Genomic DNA, 20,738 nt, shown 5'->3' with positions numbered 1-20,738 from the left:
CTTATCACAAAATCCTAACTGCCTAATCTCCCTGTGTATGATCAGCAAGATAGAATGTTCCATGCTTTCTGACGAGCCATATCCTGCTGATAATCAAGGCTTAGTAATGGATATCCGTGAATGTCATTATAGAACCAAGACCAGCGAATTGCCTGCAATAAAAGAGGATATGACCAGAGGAAATCCTCCTCTGGTCATAAGTAGCTTAGGGTCTTAGTCGGGCTACGGCCAGAGAGATATTATCCATATAGAATTTTATCGGAGCCGTATTATTTTCATTTGCACCACGGATATTGAGGCTATAGTCACCAGTGACTGGGAAATCCACCAAGATGGAGCTATATACCCACTCCCCAACTGGGAAGCTGCTGGTGAAAGCAGGATTGGCGCCCACTCCCCAGTTGGTATTCGGTGCCCAATAGAACCGCAAATCTGGCGGAATGGCTCCTGCAGGCGTATTGCCAGGATCTTCCAGATACACCCATACACCCAACTCATAGGTTTTGCCAGCTTCCACAGGGAATTTGATAAGGTTATTATCACTATCTGTATTACCGATGATCATGCCTCCCTGTGGCTGGAGGGTGATTGCCGCACTTTTGGAGCCATCAAAAGATTTTGTATTGGAGATGGCCAGGCTATATTTATCCCATGGTGCTCCCCACCACTGGTAAGGCCAGTTGGCAGCTGTGGAGTTCTCGAAACTATAATCATAGGCCGTGGATTTCAATATATTGTTTCCCACAAATACCACAGGTTGATCCACAAAACTGTCGGCCTGCATGCCATCAGTCGTCGCCAAGTCACCTTGAGTATAGGAGACGGTCACCTCATCATCATTGAAGATCAGCTCATCTCCTAAACCTAAGACCACCAAATTGGCTTCATTAGGATCCAGGGCGGCAGTGACCACGCTGGCAGGAATGGCCTGCCCCTTATTGAGTATCGTAACCGTAAAATCATCCGGAGAAAGGGTGTTGGCATTCATTTCACGGCTGAAGCTGAGAGAAATTTTACCATTGGCATCAAATGCGCCTTCTAAGGAAACCGGCTCAGTGGAAGGGATGATTTTAAGTAAATTCTCGATTTCTACCAGATAAGACCCTCCTGGCCGCTCCCTCGCAGCATATAGACCAAAGTCAAAGGTGCCCATCCTCTTATACCTCACGTCAAATTCATTAATAAATTCTTCCGAGCTGGCAGGATCTCCACCCTCGGTATTCCAAGTATAAGCGGAAGGCTCCCCAAGTGGCGCCACGATATAGCGGACAAAACTTCCCGCCATCACCTCATTTTGGGTATTGTCACTTAGGTCCAATTCCTGACCAAGGCTGCCATCATTATTGAGAATATAAGCCTTGATCCCGAGGGAAACAGAGTCCAGCACGGTCACACTAATGGTGGTGTCCAGCTCCGTGCCCCGTAGGTCCAGGCCTACATAAGCATCACTATTGTACGTTTGCTGCAGTCTTACCTGATATTCTCCAGCTTGAGTAAACATCGTCTTGACAGTGGCCTCGGTGGAAGTGCTGTCATTTTCGGAGTTCAGGATGTCCACCACCTGAGCGGGGAAGGTCCATTTTCTGGAGGCCACCCCGGAGGATACATCCCCAAAGGTCAGGGTTCCATTCACCTGAATGGTATTGCCAAAATCCATTTCTGAGGTATAGATCACCTGGTTGCTAGCCTCATGGAGGCTGAGATCATCGTACAGGTCCTCACAGGAGGCCAGCGCCCCCAGGCCCATGATCATCGATAGTATCTTTATATATGATTTCATAGTTGTGTCGTATTAATTGCCTAATTGTTCGTTGGTCTGCAGCTCAGCGGCGGGAACTGGGAAATAATTATGCGCTGTAGGATTGTAATTTTGAGCGGAAAGGAGGAAATCCGGTCGGATTCTTTCCTTGATGAATATGGGGGGCTGCTCGAATATTTCCAGCTTATGAGCCTCTCTCCACACCTCGTCGGCTCTCAGTTCATCAAAGACAGACTGTATGATGCCCCAACGCACCAGGTCCTTATACCGATGACCTTCAAAAGCCAGTTCGACCGGTCTCTCCACGCGCTGCAAGTGGGTGAGGAGGTTTGTGGCAGTAGGAGCGACCATAGGCTGGCTGCCATGCACCTGCTTGCTGATATGCAGCTGAGGGAAGGTATTACCGTTTTGGTCGAGGTACTGCCGAAGGGTGATCACCCCGGCGCGGCTCCTTACCAGATCTATATAAGTGATGGCCTCATCCACATTGCCTTCAGACTCGAGGATTGCCTCAGCATACATCAAGTAAACATCCGCAAGACGGATATGGCGGTAGTTGATGCCAGACCGACTATTGCCGTCCTCATTAGGAAGATGATACCAGTTGGTGTATTTCTTGATATACGCACTTTGGCCAAAGGCCCAGCCCCCTCGCTCCCCGATAGCCAGCTGATAATAATCCGTCTCCCCATTGATAGGGACGATCGTCGCACTTAGCCTAGTCGAATGTATATTCCCTGAATTGATGCTATTGCCCGGATCCACCTCATCAGCGGTTAAAGTCTCATGAAGGTAATAGGTGGGAAGAAGGGTGTTATAAGCCCCGAAATTCAATTGACCCAATTGGGTGGCTATGCCTGAGGCTTCCGAGCCGGTGGTAAATGGCGTGTCATCCACGGTATTGCCAGGCGCACCAGGGTTGATCTCTGCATTATAGGCCGTTTCGAATATCGATTCCTCATTATGCTCATTGAGGTGGGTGAAATTGTCCATGAAATTAGGCGTCAAAGCATAGATATCAGCGTCAATTATCGCCTTAAATTCGGCAGCAGCAGCTGACCATTCTTCCCTAAAGAGGTGCACTTTGCCTTTCATGGCGGTGGCAGCTCCCCAGCTGGCTCGGCCTTTTTCACTGTCCGGCCAGATTTCTGGCAGGTATTGCTGCGCAAATTCCAGATCGGGGAGGATAACCGTATCATAAATCTCCTCTTTGGTGCTCAGAGGAAGGTTAAATGCCTCATCCGAATCGGGCACTGAAGTCCTGATAATACCCTGCCCATAGGTGTTGGCAATCTGGAAATAAAAGAAGGCTCGTAGGAATTTTGCCTGCGCTTCGATCTGCAGACGATCTTCTTCCTCCAATACCCCCTCCTCAGCTATCGCCAATTGGTCTAGTACCTGATTGGCACGGAATATTCCAATATAGAGCTCATTCCACTTGTCCGTCACCTGGATGCTGGCATCATTATAGGTAAGGTTTCGGAAGGCGGTGGGCCGGTACCAGCTTTCTGTGCCTCCGATATCGCCCATGGCCATTTCGTAAATCAGACCACTCCCACTAATAGACTGGAACTGCATAGCCGCATACACGGTGGTGAGTCCACTATTAAACTGATCGGTAGTTTCCCAAAAAGTGTCGGTGGTGATCGCATTTGGGTTCACTTGCTCCAGGAAGTCCCTTCCGCAGCCCAGCAGTAGGGTGGAAGTCATTGCTAAGCTAAGTAGATGCTTGCTGTATTTATATAATTTCATTGTATAGCTTATTTTAGGTTAAAATTGGATCTGGATGCCCATGATGAACCTTCTGGCGACAGGGTAATTTCCCTGATCCACGCCTCTGGTACTAATGCCATTTCCACCTACCTCAGGATCATATCCAGTGTATTTGGTGAAGGTAAAAGGGTTCATTCCTGTAGCATAAATTCTGGCTTTGGTCAGCTTCAGCTTTTCAGTCACCTTGCCCGGTAGGCTATAGCCAAGGGTAATATTCCTGATTCTCCAATAGCTGCCATCTTCTAAGAAAAAGTCTGACCTGGCTCTTACATTATTATGATAGGAGTCTAAGCGGTAAGTGGGGATGTCAGAATCGGCATTTTGAGGAGTCCATTGGTAATATTGGTCCAGATGGCGGCCTTGGGTATGGGCATATAGTCGTGCTCCATTGTATAGGCTTGCGCCATATGAAATATAGTTTTGGAGGTAGAAGTCGAAGTTCTTATAGGCCATATTGAAATTTAAGCCTGCTTCGAATTTAGGCTGGCCTGATCCTTTGTACACTCGATCATTTTCGTCAATTTTACCATTGCCAGCATCCATTATCCCATCTCCATCGGTATCTTCGGTAAGCTTATCCCTATACATCATATCCCCCAGCTGAGCACTAGGCTCGATGGCCCGATAATCTACCAGCTGCTCCTGAGTCTTGATCACCCCGATATGCTCGGTAAGGAAGAATGCTCCTGCTTCATAGCCCACCGCAAAATAGGTGGTATAATCCACGTTTGGACCGAGAGACTGTACCGGCCGGCCATTAGCATAGCCCCTCTCGATTCCATTGAGGTTGGTGATCTCGTTTCTGTTGCGGGTGAAAGTCCCCGTAAACCCATAGTTCAAACCATAACCCGTTTCATTCTTATAGTTTAAGGTCAATTCGATTCCTTGGTTGGTCATATTTCCCGCATTGACGATGATGGGGCTGTAGGTAGCCACTGCATTGGGATGGTGAGCACCTCCTGATGGAGGCGTTACACGAGGTAAAAGCATGTCTTTCTTATCATTTTTATAGTAGTCAGCGGTGAAATTCACCTTGCCCTGAAACATGCTTAGGTCTATGCCTATATTACTCGATACACTGCTTTCCCATTTTACATTAGGATTAGCGTAGCGACGCTGGATCGCACCATTGTCCAGGCTTTCCTCGGTACCGAAGATATAATTTACCCCACTTTCGATCAGGGAGGCATAGGTATATGCAGGAATGCTCTGGTTCCCCACTTCCGCCCAGCTTACCCGGAGCTTGAGGTTGTCCACAAAGAGTAGGCTGGCGCTCTGAAAGAAGTTTTCCTCGGAGATATTCCAGCCTGCAGAGGCACCAAAAAAGTCCCCATACACATTGCTCGGCCCAAAATTGGAGGAGCCATCACGACGGAAACTACCTGAGAGTAGGTAACGTTCGTCATAGTTATACTGCAATCTGCCCATGAGCCCGCTCAGGGTATTGGTGAAGTCATAGCTGTTCGGCTTTACAGACTGCTGACCCGCTCCCAAAACTGGGGTTTTATTACTGAGTAGCCCTATGATTCCTACGCCTATCTGCTTGGAGGTGAACTTTTCGTAAGAGGCTACCCCCGTGAGGTCTAATTTATGCTTGCCAAATGCCTTGGAATAATTGAGGATATTCTCAAGTACATTTCTTTGGGTGAAGGTATAGTCTTCATTGAGAAGGGCATCCTCTCGGGAGGCAGTAGGGCTATAATCTCCACCCGTGGTGTACACGAGGTATTGTGGCCTGAAGAAGTCTCTTCTATAATTCCACTGGTTGGAACCCAAATTGACTTTTACACTTAGGCCATCTATAATCTCATAGGAAAGATTTAGGGCGATATTATTACTATTGGTTTTTCGGTTATCGCTATTATTTAGCTCTCTGGAGAGGTAGCTATAGAGAATAGGATTATCTGCCGGCAATTCAAAATCATTTCCCTCCGACTGTACTCCCCCGAGTGGGGTTTGCCAAGGATTCTGCGCAATGGCATATTCATAAAGTGACCAGGGTTCTTGCTCTCTATTTTCCTCAGTAAGGGCAATACTGGCAAAGGCCTTGAACTTACCCTTATTAAACTGGGCATTGAGCCTGGAGCTTAGTCGATCGAATCCGGAGTTGATCAAAATTCCCTCCTGATTGAAATAATTGGAGCTGAAATTTACCGCAAGCTCATCCGTTCCTCCCGTGATTCCAATGCTATAGTTTTGGATTCCTGCATTATTGTTTTGGACATCACCTACGAAGTCACTGTCATAATCCAATGCATTTGGGCTGAAAAAGAATATCAGTGGATCCCGACCCAGCGCTTCCAAGGTTACCTCCTCAGCATACATCTGTTGCTGGGCATTCATCAGGGGAGTGCCCGAGGTGATATTCTGTACACCCGCATAGGCATTAAAATCAACTTTTATCTTGCCTTTTTTCCCTCTTTTGGTGGTGATCAGTACCACCCCGTTAGAGGCTCTGGTTCCATAGATGGAAGCTGCAGCTCCGTCTTTTAGGATATCTATGGACTCTATCTGCTCCGGAGCGATATTAGGATTGCCCTGATAAGGGACGCCATCCACCACATATAGTGGCTCCAGAGTACCTAGGAGAGATCCCACGCCCCTGATTTGGATATTGGAAGCTTCGCCGGGTCTGCCGCTGGGCGCTTGGACATTGACCCCGGCCACCTGGCCTTGCAGGGCCTCACCAAGATCCGAGACGGGCGCTTTCTCGATGAGCTCGGCCTTTACATTGGCCACTGCCCCCGTGACTTCCTTCTTGGTTTGGGTACCGTAGCCGACCACGACCACCTCCTGGAGACTCTCGGTGCTGGGTTCCAACTGGATATTGATCACCGTCTGATTGGCGATTGGTACCTCCTGTGATTTATACCCTATAAAAGTAAAAGTCACCAGGTCCCCTGGGGCTGCCGAAATGCTGTATTGCCCATCAATATTACTGACGGTTCCTGTGGTGCTTCCTTTGACTACTATAGTGGCCCCAGGTAATGGGCCACCGGTCTCATCCGTTACTTTCCCGCTGATGGATTGCTGGGCTTGCGCCACTTGGATGAGAGAACAAAAAAGTAGGAGCAGAATCATGCTCCGCCTTTGGGCAGCATAATATAACTGTTTCATAAATGGTAATTTTGAGTTAATGAGTTTGTTAATTGATTCCTCGCCCGCTAATCGGATGGCGGTCGAAAAACTTCTTCTAAACTAGTCTATAGGCTGCTTTGATCGCTTTTTTTTGACTAGACTAGAACTCGACAAACTGCTTTTGACAATGGATATATTCTGAACAAGGAGGAAGGCAAATAGGTAAAATCCCCCAGTGGAGGGTTTTAATTAGCTTTCTGCCTTTCTCTGCTCTTTTTGGTCTGAATAGTAGGCTGACGGTTATTATTACTAGAATACTTGCTTTTGTAATATATCCATCGTAATATTGCAATGTAATAAAAGCCGAATATGGGAGTTACTAAATCAAATTTATTTACCAATAACCAAAATCAGTTGGCTCAGGTGGCTAAGGTATTTGCCCATCCAGCACGGGTGGCCATCGTCGAGCACCTGCTGCATGCCAATAGCTGCATCAATAGTGATTTGGTACAGGAACTTGGCCTTGCCCAAGCGACCATCAGCCAGCACCTGCGAGAGCTTAAGGAAATGGGAATCGTAAAAGGCACCATCGAAGGCGTGTCGGTCAACTACTGTATAGATGCTGCCAGGTGGAAAGAGACCAAAAACCTCTTTCTCCAGTTCTTCGATCGGTATCAGGACCTGTCTTGTGAGGGCTGCTGAAAAACATTAAAAAAAATTAATTTTATACATCGTTATATTGCAATAAAATAAATCTTATGAAAACCAAGGAATTTATTGATCTGCTAAATAGCCAATCCGCCAAAGTGCTGACTTTTGAGTATGCCTCTGGAATGGAAGTAAGAGCTGATTTCCATATTACGGAAATCAAAAATGTTGATTTTAACACGGTGGACTGCGGTGGTCTAGCCAACCAATGGTCAGAGACCCATGTGCAGTTATGGGAAAATGATACCCTGGAACCCGAGCATCAGGTGAATACCGATAAGGCCTTGAAGATTTTTGAGGCAGTGGAGAAGGTGAGACCTACTTATAAGGATACAGAGCTTTATTTTGAATATAGCAATCCTCAATTTGGCCTGACGATACTGCCTGTGGACCAGGTGCAGATTAGCGATAATCGCGTTTTAGTAGTGCTGGGACAAAGTAATACGACTTGCAAAGCCAAGGACAGAGCCAGCACCGATGAGGAGAAAGCTGCGGCTTGCTGTGGTACGCCTGCTGCCCCCGCAGTCGCCAAGGTGAATGTCCGCCCAAAGAATCAATCCTGTGCACCTAATAGCGGATGCTGCTAAACGAGCGATGATGGACTATCTGGTAATGAACGAATTGCTCCGCAAAACCTTAGAGGATTTTTCCCAGGTGGAAATTTCCTCGGAGCGCAAGGAGGTATTGAAGCCTTTGATTGAGTATGTTCAAGGCAAAGTGGATAATAAGGAAGAAGTTCGGTTGAACTTTATCTGCACGCATAATTCCCGGCGCAGCCAGCTGGCGCAAGTGTGGGCTCAGGTAAGTTCGATATTCTTCGGATTGGACACCCGCTGCTTTTCGGGTGGGGTAGAGGTGACCGCCTTCAATGAAAGAGCGGTGAGAAGCCTTATAAAATCCGGGTTTGTAGTCGATCATACAGAAGGCTCTAATCCAGAATATCGTTTGAATTATGGTGGTGAGCATCCTATCATTGCTTTTTCGAAAGAATATGATCATCCCCATAATCAAGGCGGCAAGTATGCGGCGGTGATGACCTGCACGCATGCAGATGAGAATTGCCCCCATATTCCGGATGCTGAGCAGCGTATATCGGTGCGGTATGAGGACCCAAAGGCCTATGATGATACTCCCGATGAGGTCATGGCCTATGATTCGCGCTCTGCCCAGATCGGCTCAGAGATGTTTTATGTATTTTCACAAATTTCCCGAAATGAATAAAGCCAGAAAACTCTCCCTTCTCGATAGAAATCTGACCCTGTGGATATTTTTGGCCATGGGACTGGGGGTAAGTATCGGATACTTTTTCCCTTCCAGCCCAGACCTGATCAACTATTTCTCCCATGGCAGCACCAATATTCCCATCGCCATAGGACTGATTCTGATGATGTATCCGCCGCTGGCGAAAGTAAATTATAGCCTCCTTCCTGCAGTATTCAAAGATACCAAGGTACTGAGTATTTCCCTGGTGCTCAACTGGATCATTGGTCCGGTGCTGATGTTTGTATTGGCGGTTTTTTTCCTTCATGATTATCCTGAGTATATGGCTGGCCTGATCCTTATCGGCCTCGCTAGGTGTATAGCCATGGTATTGGTATGGAACGATCTGGCAGAAGGTAGCGCTGAGTATGGAGCAGGCCTGGTGGCGTTGAATAGTATATTTCAGGTCTTTGCCTATAGTTTTTATGCCTGGTTATTTATCACCAAAGCCCCACCACTATTGGGGTTCGAAGGGGCTATAGTGGATATTTCCATCGGAACCGTGGCGGAGAGCGTGGCTATTTATCTGGGCATTCCCTTTTTGGCAGGTATACTAAGTAGGGTATATTTGGTCAAATGGAAAGGAGAGCGCTGGTATCAGGAGACCTATCTCCCTGCTATCTCACCCATTACCTTGATCGCTTTGCTCTTTACGATAGTGATTATGTTTACCCTCAAAGGTGAATTGATCGTGGAGATTCCTATGGACGTGCTCCGTATCGCGCTGCCATTATTGATTTATTTCATCCTTATGTTCTTGATAGGATTTTTTATTTCCAAAGCCGTGGGCGCTCCTTATGATAAGAATGCCTCCATTGCTTTTACCGCAGCAGGTAATAATTTTGAGCTGGCCATTGCCGTGGCCATAGCCGTCTTTGGTCTCAATTCCGGACAGGCATTTGCCGGAGTCGTTGGCCCTTTGATCGAAGTGCCCGCTTTGATTATTTTGGTCAAAGTTGCCCAATGGCTGCGAACTAAGTATTATTAGCCATGGCTCAGGAGGAGGGGGCTTTAAACTTCTCCTCTTTCTCTCCCGAGACCTATACTCTAAAACAATAGCTTTAGCTCCACACTCTTTTATGAAAGTATCGAATAAATAAAACACTGCTAGTCAGTGTTTTATTTTGCCTAAAAATAAAAATCCCTCAATATATGTATCTGGTTACGTAAATTGTTTTTACATTTGCGTTACCGGTTACGTAGTTTGGTTTTAGGTCTGGGATGGACGTTTTATTTTGAACTAAATGGAGCGCTGAGCTATCGGTGAATAGAAGGATAAATAGAAGTTAATCAGCTTAATTTAGTGGGTTATGCAGGAGCAAAACAGGAGTTTCAAAGCAAATTTTGCATTAGTATTAGTGTGTTTGGTGTGGGGGACCACCTTTTACGCCATCAAAGTGGGCATAGAGCATGTCCCTCCATTTGCATTTCTAAGTATGCGTCATTTATTGGCGGGCTTCATTTTGCTTTCGGTATTGGCATTTATGCCTCAGCACAGGAAGTATATGAAATGGGAGTTCCTAAAGCCGCAGATTTTACCAGGCATTTTATTGATCGGTCTAGGCAATGGTTTGGTGGGTTTGGCGGAAAAGTATGTGCCTACAGGCTTGATAGGAGTGATATTCTCTTTGGTGCCCATGATGGTATTGATGTATAATCTGGTGACAGATAAGCATTACCCTGTCAATTATTTTACTTTGGTAGGCTTGGGACTGGGCCTGTTTGGGGTTTACCTGTTGTTTCAGGACAATTTGCAGCATATCAGCACCAATGATGGATTTGTTTTTGGTTTGCTATTGGTGTTTATCTGTACATTGGCCTGGGCGGCGGGAGGCATCCTCAATAAGAAAAATAAGAGTGAGAGCAGCACCTTTATCAATACTTCCTTTCAGCTATTGTCGGGTGGCTTTTTCTTACAGGTATTGAGTTTGACTTTTGAAGATCAATCGCAGTTTCACTATAGCTCGGAGGCTCTTTGGTCTTTGGCATATCTTGTATTGGTGGCTTCATTGCTGACCTATAATGCCTATATTTATTCGATCAAGCATCTCTCCCTGGAGAAGGTATCCATCCATACGTACCTCAATCCGGTGGTGGCGATTTTGTTAGGCTGGGCATGGCTTGGGGAGAAAATCTCCATTAATACCCTTATTGCGGTCATCCTGATCTTGATCAGTGTGTATTTTACCAACAAATCCCAAAAAATGGGTCGCTTTGGAAGCAGGAGGAGGGCTTCTGGAAATATGGCTTAGCCCCGGAACGCTTTTATCCCAATGCTACAAATAATATATTTGTAACTATATGAAAGAGGATTTTCTATTGAATATGGGCTCCGACGGGGTTACCGACCGCCTGAAGCGCTTGAGTGACTTGTTCGTTTACCAAACCCGTGACTTTTATCGTAATAATGGACTGGATATCGAGCCCAATTGGCATATGATATTTCGGCTGCTTCAGGAGCGTGAAAAGATGACAGTAACCGAAATCGCGGAGGCCATCCATCATTCCCATCCGGCGGTCATCAAGCTTATCAATAAGATGAAGGCCAAAGGATATATCGATTCCGTCCAAGATACCGAGGATCTTCGCAAGTATTATTTGTCACTTTCCGCCAAGGCTATTCAGGAGCTTCCTAAGCTGGAGCGCTATTGGGCGGCGCTTTCCGAGGCCTTGATGGACCTTATGGGAAACCACCTGCGCCTGCTGGAGGAGCTCCGGGAAGTGGAGGAGAGGTTTGAGGAGATGGGCTTCAATCAAAGAGCCGAAAAAATCCTCAACACCAATAGACTACCGGATTCTCCTTCTGAATAATCTCATTCGGGGATCGGCAGTTGGTTTATATAATATAGGTAGCTGAGTTTTTCCACTTCTACTTTTGTCCTTAGCTCGGTTAATTTAATTTGCCCTTCCAAGTACTTTTCCTGCCTTTTATTCACCAGAAATACAGAGCTTTCTCCATAATTGAATTTTTCGATCTCGCCCTCCAGTAGCTTTTGATAGCTGGACACATTTTGCCTTTGGTTGTTTACCTGATCCTCCAAATAGGAAATTTGCGCCTTGCTGTTTATGATCTTATTTTCTAATACCAGCGTTTTGGTTTCCAGGTCCAATTGCTTTTCCTGGATTTTAATTTGGCTAAGCAACAGGTCTCCGCGTCCCGCACGAAGGAAGAGAGGAAGCTGAAAGCCAAAGCCCCATTTATAGTCATTTTGATTGTACGTCGGCAGCCCATCTCCGGTAGGGCTTAGCAGGGGCATGTATTTAAGTTTTAATTTTGGCCATAGCTTTTGCTGCTTCAGCAGCCTGCCGGTCTCCAGGGTCTCGATTTCATACTGGCTGGCCAAAAGCTGCGGATTGGCGGAGAAGTCCGCTGGAATAGCGGCAGCCTGGATGGGGACGGTATGGTAGTCTATTTCCGCTTGTGGCTGGTACTGAGGTTCCAGGATTACTTCTTCTTTTTGCCAAAAATAATTTTCCAAGTTAGCTTTTTGGGCGATGAGATTACCTTCTGCGGCCACAAGGAGGTTTTGTCGGTCCTGCCACATCGTGAAGGCCTCTAGCGTGTCCATGGCGGTTTTTTCACCATTTATATAGGACTCTTTGGTATTGAGGAAATATTGCTGCGCTAGCTGGGTACTTTCCTCTACCACTTCCAGGTTTTTATGGCTGTTTGCCCAATACAGATAGACTTTTGCAGCTTCATAATACAGCTCATTGGTCTGCAGGATTTGCTGCTGCTCGGCGAGCTGAGCGTAGGTTTTCGCCTGCCTGAGGGCGGTACGGCGCTCATCCACCAGCAGGCCTTGGAGGATATTGACTTCTATCCCAGCGTTCCACAGGCCATTATCGCCCGTTTGGTTTTCAGGATTGAGGTAGTAGCCTTGGTTGTTTTCATATCCACCGACGACTTCTATTCCTGCGACTGTAGGGATTCGGAGTTCTGCTTTTTCCTTGCGATAGTACATTTTGTCCTGGTATTGCTTCTGGTCCATTCCTGCGGAAAGCACAGGGTCAAATCCCCCTCGCGCCGCTCGCAGGTTTGCTTCCGCTTTTTGGCGATTGAGTCGGGCCTTTGCAGAGAGTGGATGGTGATGGATCACCTCATGGATATACTCTCCAAAAGTCAGGACGAGAGGGTCCACCCCTTCCTGGGCTTGGATTTCTCGGGGCACAGCCATGAGCATCCAGCCAAAGATCAGCAGGTATAGTACAGAATTTCTCCTCATTATTTCACTGATTTTAAAGGTGCTTTGAGCTTTAGGGGCTTCGGAGATTCTTTCTCCTCGGTATAATAATCTGCTGGGAAGCCATTCAGCTGACGCCATACTTCATACCAAATGGGGACGGTATTCAGCAGCAGAAAGGATTGCGAGCCAGTCCCGATGCTGAGTTTGTCAGGCCATGAGCGATCATTCGGGTCGGGGCTCACCAATAAGCGGTAATAGCCGTTGGCGCTAATGGACCGATCGATAGTGACCACCTGGCCCGTAAATACTCCCGTGGAGGCCTCTGGCCATCCGCTGATGACAATGGCGGGCCAGCCATCAAATCTTATTCTCACGCGATTGCCATACTGCACCAAGGGCAAATCCTGGGGTTTTATATAGATTTCCACCGCCAATTCATGCTCGTCAGGCACGATCGTCAGGATATCTGTCCCCTCCTTGATCATCTCGCCGAGGCCTTGCTTGATGGTTTTGGAGACAAATCCCGATTGGGGCGCCGTGATATAATATAAACTTTGGCGCTGGGTGTAATTGCTGACTTGATTTTCCAGTTTTGATACCTCCGCTTGCGTGCTAAGCTTACTGGATAGCGCCGATTGCAGTTCTGACCGTGCCTTCGAGAGCTTGTCCTGATAGGCCTGTTCGGTGCTGGATAGCTCAATATCTAAGTTGAGCAATTCATTTTTTTGGTTCGTTAATTTATTTTCCTGAACCGTGTATTTAGCTTGCGTCTCCTGCACTTTCAGCTTTTTCTCCTGCAAGTCGGTCAGTGACTTCAGCCCCTTATCATAGAGCTGCTGAGTTCGCTCGCGCTGATTTTCTGCGATTTCCCACTGGGTTTTGGCAGCCACCAGATCTATGCTATCCATCTGCACCTTATTATTGGCCTGGATGATTTTGTTTTGTAGCTGGCGCAATTTCAATTGTAGCCCCTGGCTGATAGCCTGCGACTGCGATCGGATGGCACTTACCTTATCCTCATAGGATTGGATACTTTGCCGCTTGGCATCCACCTGCTCCTGAGTACGCTGCACCAATAAGGGGTCAAAGTACTCACTTTTGGCATCGGAAATAAACACTAGGGTGTCGCCCTTGCTGACCAGATCGCCTTCCTGTACATACCATTGCTCGAGCCTTCCTGAGATCACAGATTGGATGGACTGCGGGCGATGCTCGGGGGAGCGGGTGGTGACATAGCCTTCACTTCTGATATTCTGTGTCCAAGGCAAAAACAGCCCTGTGCCCAATAGAATAAAGAGTAGGGTTACGGTTTTTCTGGAAAACTTGAAATAATTAATATTGTCTAAAGCCGCAAAGGCCTTGAAGTCCTTGCGCTTGATATGCTTCGAAATGCTATTATTAGAGATGTTCAGCATCGTTCCTTAGAGAGTTAGGGTCATACTACTTTCGGCCAGCCAGTCTTCTTCATCAGAAATGACGACCAGGGTCCAGGGCTTGTCCTCGGCGGTGAGGTACTGGATGATCGATCTTCTTTCCGCTTGGGGGATATTGATGAGTGGATCCTCCATCAGCAGGATGTTTGGCTGATGGACAATGGCACGGGCCAGATGGATCTTCTGGATGATGCAGCGGGGAGTGCGCCTTCCTCCGCTATCCATAAGAGAATGTATGCCTTTTGGCTGATCGCTTATATAATCGGCCAAGCCGAGGCGCTGTAGCGTTTCCTGTAGCTGAGCTTCGGGCAGTGCCCTTCCCATCAGAATGTTTTCTCTGATAGTCCCCTCAAAAATCTGATTGGCAGCAAATACCATCCCTATATTTTCAAATACACTGGCCTGACTGATTTCCTTCATTGGAATTCCATTCAGCAGGATTTCTCCCGAGCTGGGTGGCAGGATGCCTGAAAGGACCTTTAATAAGGTGGACTTGCCGGAGCCGGTTTTTCCGCTAAGGACCACCTTTGCCCCGCTAGGAATCTGCGCATTGAGCCCCTCAAAAGTTGAGCTGCTGTGCCCAATATGGGTGAATTCCAAGTCTCGAATGGTGATGTCCACCTTTTGGGCTTGCAGAGTTTCTGCACCTGTATCCTTACTAAGTTCTAAGTCCGTGACAAAACCGATCTTGTCCAGGCCAGTGAGCACATCATATACCGTGTCCCAGACCCGCAGGAGTTTTTCGGTGGAGTTGATGATAAGGATGATGACGATCTCGGCGGCCACAAACTGCCCGATATTCATCTGCTGATTGAAAACCAACAGCCCGCCGATCACCAAAATCCCCGCCGCCATGAATACCTTAAAGCCTATGAAGGACTTAAATTGCATCATAAGCACCTTAAAATGGGTCTCCCTACTAGTCACATAATCATAGGTGATATCATCGCTTTTGTCCAAATGAAATGATTTCGGCTGGCTCATAAAAAAGGTCCTGCGGACTCTGCCGATTTCTTCCAGCCAAAAAGCTAGATTGTATTTGTACTTACTCTCTCTGAGGCTCGTCTCGAGGCCTTGCTTTCCTGTCAGGCGCACTAAAAGCAGCAGGGCAAGCACCAGAACAATCCCAATCAATAGGAAATATACACTATATATAGCCAGTAACAGCATGCCAAATAGGATCTGAAAGGTGGATAAGGAGAAGTCTATGAGCAGCTTAGGGAGGCCTTTTTGGATCGTCAGCGTATCAAAAAAACGGTTGGCCAACTCCGGAGCATGGATGCTGTCGAGCTCCTTGCTCTCAATCTGCGGCAGCCGAAAGGCAAATTCAAAGGCCGACCGCGCAAAGAGGTCTTGCTGGATGTTCTCTACTAGCCTCAACTGCAGTACTTGCAGGATCCCTGTGACGGTGATTCCCAGCAAAACGAGCAGTACCAGGATAAGCCAAGAGGAGGATACAGCGCCGGTTTGCAGGAAATTGATGATGGCCTGGATCCCTAAAGGCAAGGAGAGATTGACCAAGCCAATAAATAAAGCATATACATAAATCAGCCTTATTTCAGGCTTATATAGCTTTAGTAATCTCCATAATCGTTTAGTAGGGCTGAGTTTTTTCATAGTACTTTTATAGGCGATGTCCACCGAAGGCTCGTAAATCCAAATTCCTAGTGGCAATGGTTTAAGGAGCGCTAGCTGTTGCTAAGGTTTTGAAGGTCAGTTTGCTGACTGGTTTTCTTCTCGTTATCTTGTCTCAGGATTATTTTTGGGGTATTATCAGGGATAAATTCTCATTGAAATAAAGTGGATTTCAAGGATGAAGGTTCCTGATAAAATGAATTCTAATCGAATTCTAATCTCGCCAGGGATCCTTTACTGTGCCCCTAATGCAGGCGGAACTATTCCGCTGCTAAAGCGGTGAAATACTGTTCCAGAAAGAGGGGGGCTTTGCTGTTTTCGGCGTCGATAAGGTCAAAGTGGGATTTATTTGAACGTATAAAAGCTGGTACCTCTATGAGATACCAGCCTGATAAGAAAGTAGAAAATAGGGTTTTACCCTTATCCAGAATCCCTAAAACTAGGGGAAAAAGTAGCTTTGATTGTATGAATAGCTTCTTATAATTCCACCCCGATCTTGATCGCCAGGTAGGATTGTGCTTTGTCCAGTTCGTTTCCTGCCTGAAATCCATTATAATATATCAGGGAGAAGCTAGTGTTCAGCCCGGGAATTACCTCCGATTGCACACCCACCTCGGGAGCCAGGGTGAAGTTCCAGGCTTCGAGCTCGACCGTGTATAAACCCATATCGGTATTTCTTCGGCTATAAGTAGTACCTATTCCTAAACTGCCATAAGGATTAAATTTTTGGTCAGGCTTTAGGTAATAGGCTGCCGTAAATAATATAGGAATCTGATTGTTATAGCGGTATTGCTTGCCGGAAATCGATTCGTTGCCGATGGTATAGGTGTCATAAGGAAGTTCCTCATAGAATACATTCCAACCTGAACTGAGGCCAAGAGCTATATTTTCATTGATCCTCGAGCGATAATCAAAGGTCAGTCCCCTAAAACTCACGGGTTTCACATAGTCGGCGATATCGCCGGTAGCAAAAGCCACAGGATAGGAAATGGTGAATCCATCCTGACCAGACGCACTGCCGTTTAGCCAGAAAGCGAGGCCTACTAAAAAGAGTATTTTCTTTATCTGATTCATGTCAAATTTACTTTTTGAGGTAAGGAGATTGTTCAAAGCTCTGATCTATCGCATCATAGACCCTATCCATATCATTATAGTAGGTCAGGATTCCATTGCTGACAGAGAGCCAGGAGGTATTAGACTTATTGAGCGGATTGTCCTGAGCAGACTGAGGATCGGTGAGCACTAGGATCATGGATCCTGTGGTATAGCTGCTTACCGGGTAATAAGGTGGATAATACCAGCCCCACCAGTAGGGATAATAAAAGTCCCACCACCAATCATACCACCAGTTATAGTAATAATTGGTAGAGGACATACCAGCAGGCATCATTAGCATGTCCGGGTTTTGGTCGAGTGTCACCTTGGTCCAGCCATAATCGGTCATATTCTTATCGACCTGAGCTAGAATAGGAGAGGCGTACTTGTCATCCATATAAACATAAGTGGTGTCGCCCTCTCTGCTGATCTGCACATCCGTTACGATCTTGTCTGGCATGGAATAGGTGGTTTTGCTGTCAAAGTCATAGTCCTCATCATAAGTGGTATAGACGATATCAGTGTCTTTTACGTAATCAGGCCCAGAGGGCAAGCAAGCAAAACAGAGGCCTATGGCCAGCAGGATGATGCTCCTTGATACAATAAATGAGATTTTCATTGAGAATGAAATTTTAAAAATTAAACATATAATAAATGCAATTCGCAAATGCCTGAAATGGAGGCAGGAATATCAATGCGTTCTTTCCATCCCGTAGTGTTAATCCTGGTCTATCAGCAGTATTATGTCATTATTTCAAAAATGCTAAAGCCTTATAATGATCAGTAAATTGCCTGGACACCTTCTGCGATTGTAGGAAAACCGGACTGAGCAAGGCTAAACCACTCTAAAACATATACTAAAATAATGAAATTTAATTATATGATTATAAATTTATATTAAAAAAGTTTAAATATTGATTTCTGGTATTTGTTGGTGATCTATATGGTTTCGATTGAGCCTTGTCGGCCCATTAGAAAGTTGCCAAACGGCGGTATGATTTGCATCCATTTTCATGCAATAGGAAGTGGGCCACTGCCAGAAATTGCATTCGCCTTCGAAAGAGAGCGTGAAGAAAAACCTGGTGTTTTTTACTCGCTGATAATGGCTAAATAACAAAGCAGCAGGTTTGAATAGTCTAGTTGAAAAAGATTCATGCTGCTTTTAATCCATTACTTTTACTAAAGGTGTATAGGTGTATTTTGTATGTGTTTTGGGTTTAAAATTGTGTAAATCAAGAATTTTACTATTATTTTTAACCAAAATTTATCAATAATCACCTAAATTGAAAGATATAGGTGATTGAATTGATGGCTGTATTGCAATGTGTTGATTTCTTTTATACATTACTATCGCTGAAAAATGACCCTGACCAGCAGCGCGCTACCTATGCCTGTCTTGGTATCTTAAGATTGACCCGAAATCCTGTTTTTACTATCTAATTACCCAAATACTACTTGCTATGACAAGAAAAGAGTTTATAAAACATTCAGGCTTGCTGGGAGCATCGATGGTACTTTTTAGTGGTTTCGACTGGGCAGGCCATTCTTCCACCTCACCTCTATCTCCCTTGCGTATCAATACACCCTTACAGGATGAGGATCTTTTTGCTTATATCAAGCGAATGAAGGGCGAGTTCAATTTAGATCTTTATCGCCAGGTATTGGGGTCGGCAAATGACTTCAAAGAAGGCGACCTTACCCTTGGAATAGCTGCGGCAGATGAGCCTTCCCGAGAGCATGCCCGACTACTTCTTTCTCAGACCCTGCTGGGGGATATAGACCAGCATCTCATTTATCATGATGAATTATATGAGTTGGTTTGGGCGAGTACGGATAAGGAGCTCAATAAAGAATTAGCGGCTTGGACCTTGGGAGAATTAAAGCAGTTCTTATTAGAGGCAGAGGAGGGAGAGATCAGCAGAATCCTCCCTGGCCTTAGCAGTGATGTCATCGGCTGCTTAGTGAAGATCATGAGCAATGAGGAATTGATTAGCGCGAGTCAGAAGATTTTTAACCCGCTGCCGGGCAGCCAAATTGGGAGCAAGGGCTACCTGAGTGCACGAGTGCAGCCCAATTCACCGACGGACAATCCAGAGGATATTATTTGGCAGGTATTCGATGCCTGGTCCTATGGAGTGGGAGACCTGGTCCTCGGTACCAATCCGGTGTCCAGCGAGGTCGAGTCAGTAGCACGTATAGAAGCGGCGCTGTATGAGCTTCTTCTTAGTTTTGGTTTGGAGAAGACCATGCCCAATTGTGTGCTTTCCCATATAGATGTGCAATCAGCGGTGGAGCAGCAGCAGCCAGGAAGCACTGGCATCTGGTTTCAAAGTCTGGCGGGCACGGTGGACGCGAATAGAACCTTTGATGTGAGCATCGGGAAGATGATGGAGCATATGGACAAGCGAAAGGGTCAATATGGCTTATATGCGGAGACGGGTCAGGGGGCAGACTTCACCAATGGTCATGGTCAGGGTTTTGATATGGTACTGCATGAATCACGGAAATATGGCTTTGTAAGAGCTCTGAAGCAGGAGCTTGCTCAGGGGAAGGCTCCTGAGCAGCAGCCGTGGGTACATGTAAATGATGTGGCGGGATTTATCGGTCCGGAGGTATTTAGGACCAGAGAGCAGCTGGTGCGATGCTGTCTGGAGGATACGCTGATGGGCAAGCTGCATGGCTTATGCATAGGCCTAGACATCTGCTCCACCTTGCATATGGAGGTCAGTCTGCACGATCTCGACTGGTGCATTGATCAGGTGATGCCTGCCAATCCGGCTTATTTGATGGCCTTGCCCACCAAAAATGACCCCATGCTCAGCTACCTCACCACGGCCTTTAATGATCATGTGCGGATACGGGAGAAATTCGGCTATAAGATAAATGATGCGATGTGGGCTTTCTTCAAGAGGATAGGGGTGATCGGGGAGGATAACCAGCCCACCGTTCATTTCGGAGATCCTGTGTGGGTATATTATCAGTATTGCCTTGCAAAAGGCGACCTCAGAAATCGGGAAGAAATACTCGCTGATGGCAAGCGGAAGATTCTTGCGATTCGTGAGCGGGGTGTTCCCATAGCCGAAAGCTTCGGAGAGCACTATTGGGATATGGAAGAGCAGCTTGCTGAGCAGGTAAAGGTGCTCTATGAAGATGCCAAAGTAAGCTTATGGACCGAAATGCCCGCAAGCTTTATTAGCACCATTCCCGCGGCTGTGCCTATCATCACCCGCTCCTCTGACCGCAAGGATTATGTATATCACCCTGAGTCAGGAGAAAAACTTAGCACCAGTGCCATGCAGCAGCTCCAGGCGCTTAAAGCCTCCTGGGGACAGGAGACGCCAGAAATCCAATTGGTTATCTCCGATGGGCTCAATGTGCGCGCTCTTATGGATACAGGACACCTTGACGAGTATTTGGAGACCTTAAGTGCCCGTCTCAAAGCGCAGGGGTACCGGCTATCAGCAGATAATATTGTGATCTTACATGGAAGGGTGCGGGCTGGATATGCCTGCGGGGAGCAGCTGTTTGGCGCTAATACAGAAGAGGGCAAGGCCATCATCCATCTCATCGGAGAGCGTCCTGGCTCTGGCCATCATAATTTCTCCGCTTACCTGACCGTGGCCACAGCAGCTATTTGGGCGCAGCAGGGAGCCATAGATCACAATCGCTCCAAGGTCGTCTCTGGAATTTCAGATACCGCCTTAGTGCCCGAAAAGGCAGTTACCGAAACCCTCACGATCTTAGAACAGCTATTTGATAAGTGGGCGTAGTTAGTTTTGGTAATAAAAAAAGTCCGGGAAGCCCCTCTAT

At 46.6% G+C, this 20,738-nt stretch carries 16 protein-coding genes; 8 read left to right on the top strand and 8 right to left on the bottom strand.

Annotated features, from left to right (window positions below; genetic code table 11):
- The first annotated feature begins 37 nt into the window (after positions 1-37).
- On the top strand, positions 38-217 hold the full coding sequence (locus B050_RS0117100) for a hypothetical protein (protein WP_018475173.1): 180 nt from the start codon (positions 38-40) through the stop codon (positions 215-217).
- Here the strand turns inward: B050_RS0117100 and B050_RS0117095 are convergent.
- Genes B050_RS0117095 through B050_RS0117085 form a run of 3 tightly spaced genes read right to left on the bottom strand, consistent with a single transcriptional unit; the run spans position 206 to position 6,649 of the window.
- Positions 206-1,780: a hypothetical protein gene (locus B050_RS0117095; protein ID WP_018475172.1), complete on the bottom strand. Its 1,575-nt coding sequence runs from the start codon at positions 1,778-1,780 to the stop codon at positions 206-208. The genes B050_RS0117100 and B050_RS0117095 overlap by 12 nt on opposite strands.
- Before the next feature lie 12 nt (positions 1,781-1,792).
- Positions 1,793-3,511, bottom strand: a complete 1,719-nt coding sequence (locus B050_RS0117090; protein WP_018475171.1) for a RagB/SusD family nutrient uptake outer membrane protein — start codon at positions 3,509-3,511, stop codon at positions 1,793-1,795.
- Between the two features lie 18 nt (positions 3,512-3,529).
- Positions 3,530-6,649, bottom strand: a complete 3,120-nt coding sequence (locus B050_RS0117085; protein ID WP_018475170.1) for a SusC/RagA family TonB-linked outer membrane protein — start codon at positions 6,647-6,649, stop codon at positions 3,530-3,532.
- Positions 6,650-6,979: 330 nt separating this feature from the next.
- Here B050_RS0117085 and B050_RS0117080 point away from each other — a divergent pair, with 330 nt between their 5' ends.
- The 6 genes from B050_RS0117080 (at position 6,980) to B050_RS0117055 (ending at position 11,389) form a co-directional block, all read left to right on the top strand.
- Positions 6,980-7,312, top strand: coding sequence for an ArsR/SmtB family transcription factor (locus B050_RS0117080; protein ID WP_018475169.1), 333 nt, complete (start codon positions 6,980-6,982; stop codon positions 7,310-7,312).
- Positions 7,313-7,368: 56 nt separating this feature from the next.
- Positions 7,369-7,905 carry a DUF6428 family protein gene (locus B050_RS0117075; protein WP_018475168.1) on the top strand — a complete coding sequence of 179 codons (537 nt, stop codon included), beginning with the start codon at positions 7,369-7,371 and terminating at the stop codon, positions 7,903-7,905.
- Positions 7,880-8,539: a low molecular weight phosphatase family protein gene (locus B050_RS0117070; protein WP_240473671.1), complete on the top strand. Its 660-nt coding sequence runs from the start codon at positions 7,880-7,882 to the stop codon at positions 8,537-8,539. The genes B050_RS0117075 and B050_RS0117070 overlap by 26 nt, the downstream gene beginning before the upstream one ends.
- Positions 8,532-9,566 (top strand): ACR3 family arsenite efflux transporter, encoded by a 1,035-nt coding sequence (arsB, locus tag B050_RS0117065; RefSeq protein WP_018475166.1) that lies wholly within the window; start codon positions 8,532-8,534, stop codon positions 9,564-9,566. Before B050_RS0117070 ends, arsB begins: the two co-directional genes overlap by 8 nt.
- Before the next feature lie 322 nt (positions 9,567-9,888).
- Entirely contained in the window at positions 9,889-10,830 is a 942-nt protein-coding gene (locus tag B050_RS0117060) for a DMT family transporter (RefSeq protein WP_018475165.1), read from the top strand.
- Between the two features lie 49 nt (positions 10,831-10,879).
- Positions 10,880-11,389, top strand: a complete 510-nt coding sequence (locus B050_RS0117055) for a MarR family winged helix-turn-helix transcriptional regulator (RefSeq protein WP_018475164.1) — start codon at positions 10,880-10,882, stop codon at positions 11,387-11,389.
- A 2-nt stretch (positions 11,390-11,391) separates the two neighbouring features.
- Here the strand turns inward: B050_RS0117055 and B050_RS0117050 are convergent, their stop codons facing one another.
- From B050_RS0117050 to B050_RS0117030, 5 genes are all read right to left on the bottom strand, one after another.
- A complete protein-coding gene (locus B050_RS0117050) occupies positions 11,392-12,804 on the bottom strand; it encodes a TolC family protein (RefSeq protein WP_018475163.1) in 1,413 nt (470 codons plus the stop codon).
- Positions 12,804-14,180 (bottom strand): HlyD family secretion protein, encoded by a 1,377-nt coding sequence (locus B050_RS0117045; RefSeq protein WP_018475162.1) that lies wholly within the window; start codon positions 14,178-14,180, stop codon positions 12,804-12,806. Before B050_RS0117045 ends, B050_RS0117050 begins: the two co-directional genes overlap by 1 nt.
- Before the next feature lie 6 nt (positions 14,181-14,186).
- Positions 14,187-15,815, bottom strand: a complete 1,629-nt coding sequence (locus tag B050_RS0117040) for a peptidase domain-containing ABC transporter (protein WP_044202912.1) — start codon at positions 15,813-15,815, stop codon at positions 14,187-14,189.
- Positions 15,816-16,310: 495 nt separating this feature from the next.
- Positions 16,311-16,907, bottom strand: a complete 597-nt coding sequence (locus tag B050_RS0117035) for a hypothetical protein (RefSeq protein WP_018475160.1) — start codon at positions 16,905-16,907, stop codon at positions 16,311-16,313.
- Between the two features lie 7 nt (positions 16,908-16,914).
- A complete protein-coding gene (locus tag B050_RS0117030; RefSeq protein ID WP_018475159.1) occupies positions 16,915-17,547 on the bottom strand; it encodes a DUF4136 domain-containing protein in 633 nt (210 codons plus the stop codon).
- A gap of 841 nt (positions 17,548-18,388) precedes the next feature.
- Between B050_RS0117030 and eutB the strand changes: the two genes are divergently transcribed.
- Positions 18,389-20,698: an ethanolamine ammonia-lyase subunit EutB gene (gene eutB, locus B050_RS0117020; protein WP_018475157.1), complete on the top strand. Its 2,310-nt coding sequence runs from the start codon at positions 18,389-18,391 to the stop codon at positions 20,696-20,698.
- Positions 20,699-20,738: the final 40 nt, after the last annotated feature.

The sequence above is a fragment of the Echinicola pacifica DSM 19836 genome, from assembly GCF_000373245.1.
Taxonomy (GTDB): Bacteria; Bacteroidota; Bacteroidia; order Cytophagales; family Cyclobacteriaceae; genus Echinicola; species Echinicola pacifica.
Note: the sequence above shows the minus strand (reverse complement) of the source record. Positions and strands in the feature narration are given on the sequence as shown.

Coding starts and splice junctions, on each gene's coding strand:
- B050_RS0117100 (WP_018475173.1), top strand. CDS start 38: ATGATCAGCAAGATAGAATGTTCCATGCTTTCTGACGAGCCATATCCT.
- B050_RS0117090 (WP_018475171.1), bottom strand. CDS start 3,511: ATGAAATTATATAAATACAGCAAGCATCTACTTAGCTTAGCAATGACT.
- arsB (WP_018475166.1), top strand. CDS start 8,532: ATGAATAAAGCCAGAAAACTCTCCCTTCTCGATAGAAATCTGACCCTG.
- B050_RS0117035 (WP_018475160.1), bottom strand. CDS start 16,907: ATGAATCAGATAAAGAAAATACTCTTTTTAGTAGGCCTCGCTTTCTGG.
- B050_RS0117030 (WP_018475159.1), bottom strand. CDS start 17,547: ATGAAAATCTCATTTATTGTATCAAGGAGCATCATCCTGCTGGCCATA.
- B050_RS0117095 (WP_018475172.1), bottom strand. CDS start 1,780: ATGAAATCATATATAAAGATACTATCGATGATCATGGGCCTGGGGGCG.
- B050_RS0117055 (WP_018475164.1), top strand. CDS start 10,880: ATGAAAGAGGATTTTCTATTGAATATGGGCTCCGACGGGGTTACCGAC.
- B050_RS0117060 (WP_018475165.1), top strand. CDS start 9,889: ATGCAGGAGCAAAACAGGAGTTTCAAAGCAAATTTTGCATTAGTATTA.
- B050_RS0117050 (WP_018475163.1), bottom strand. CDS start 12,804: ATGAGGAGAAATTCTGTACTATACCTGCTGATCTTTGGCTGGATGCTC.
- B050_RS0117075 (WP_018475168.1), top strand. CDS start 7,369: ATGAAAACCAAGGAATTTATTGATCTGCTAAATAGCCAATCCGCCAAA.
- B050_RS0117045 (WP_018475162.1), bottom strand. CDS start 14,180: ATGCTGAACATCTCTAATAATAGCATTTCGAAGCATATCAAGCGCAAG.
- eutB (WP_018475157.1), top strand. CDS start 18,389: ATGACAAGAAAAGAGTTTATAAAACATTCAGGCTTGCTGGGAGCATCG.
- B050_RS0117080 (WP_018475169.1), top strand. CDS start 6,980: ATGGGAGTTACTAAATCAAATTTATTTACCAATAACCAAAATCAGTTG.
- B050_RS0117040 (WP_044202912.1), bottom strand. CDS start 15,815: ATGAAAAAACTCAGCCCTACTAAACGATTATGGAGATTACTAAAGCTA.
- B050_RS0117085 (WP_018475170.1), bottom strand. CDS start 6,649: ATGAAACAGTTATATTATGCTGCCCAAAGGCGGAGCATGATTCTGCTC.